This window comes from Allomesorhizobium camelthorni (assembly GCF_011045125.1).
In the GTDB taxonomy this organism is placed as follows: Bacteria; Pseudomonadota; Alphaproteobacteria; order Rhizobiales; family Rhizobiaceae; genus Allomesorhizobium; species Allomesorhizobium camelthorni.
This window is the reverse complement of record NZ_JAAKZF010000276.1, coordinates 1-1,006: the sequence shown is the minus strand read 5'-3', so window position 1 is coordinate 1,006 and position 1,006 is coordinate 1. Positions and strand designations below refer to the sequence as shown.

The 1,006-nt window shown below is 60.6% G+C and carries 1 protein-coding gene and 1 pseudogene; one reads left to right on the top strand and one right to left on the bottom strand.

What is annotated here, in order from left to right; all coding sequences use genetic code 11:
- Window positions 1-217 (bottom strand): hypothetical protein (locus tag G6N73_RS36635; RefSeq protein WP_206079282.1); only part of this gene is annotated, 217 nt, incomplete at its 3' end.
- Window positions 218-312: 95 nt separating this feature from the next.
- Between G6N73_RS36635 and G6N73_RS35855 the strand changes: the two are divergent.
- A pseudogene (locus G6N73_RS35855) lies at window positions 313-1,006 on the top strand (helix-turn-helix domain-containing protein); the annotation flags it as partial.

Here is a 1,006-nt window from a genome sequence, read left to right as displayed (position 1 = left end):
GAGCGCTCTGAACAAACGAATCAAGCGTTGCCTCCTGCGCACACTCGCCTGCCAATCGGCAAAAATAACGCGCTGAACGAGGTACGAGGGATTCGAAGCTACTATGCCCTTCTTCCACTTCAGTTGTGATACGCCGAGCAACGTGGACTGGAGTGTCTTTGACATCTTCATGCAGCTCATCAACTTGCTCATCATCTAAAGGGTTGGCGTTGAGCATCTTCATCCTGTCCGGCGTCAGCGCCAGTGAGACAGAATTGGCTTAACGAGGAAGGGAGGATTTCTGGCTCATCGTAGCCCTTCAAAGGAGCGAAGATGAGACAGAAAGCCGGGACACCGAAACCGTCTGCAGAGACGGTCATCAAGGATATCCGCCGCGCTACCCGCAAGCAGTATGGGGCGGAAGAGAAGATCCGCGTCGTGCTGGAGGGTCTGCGCGGCGAGGAATCGATCGCGGCCCTGTGCCGGCGCGAAGGGATTGCCGAGAGCCTTTATTACAATTGGTCGAAGGAGTTCCTCGAGGCCGGCAAGAAGCGGCTGGCGGGTGACACGGCGCGCGCCGCCACCAGCGACGAGGTCAAGGTGCTGCGCCGCGAGACGCGCGATTTGAAGGAGGTCGTCGCCGAGCAGGCCCTGGAACTGCGACTGCTCAAAAAAAGCATGATCGCGGATGGGGGCGACGACGAATGAGATACCCTGCCTCCGAGAAGCTCGAGATCATCCGGATCGTCGAGCAGTCGCACCTGCCAGCACGCCGCACGCTGGGGAAGCTTGGCATTCCCCGCGCCACCTTCCACCGCTGGTATGATCGGTTCCTGACCGGCGGCGTCGACGCCCTCGAGGATCGCCGACCACGGCCGAAACGGGTCTGGAACCGCATTCCCGACGAGGTGCGGGAGCGGATCGTCGAACTTGCCCTCAACAGGCCGGAGCTGTCGCCGCGCGAACTGGCGGTGACGTTCACCGACGCCGAAAGCTACTTTGTCTCGGAGGCTTCGGTCTACCGCCT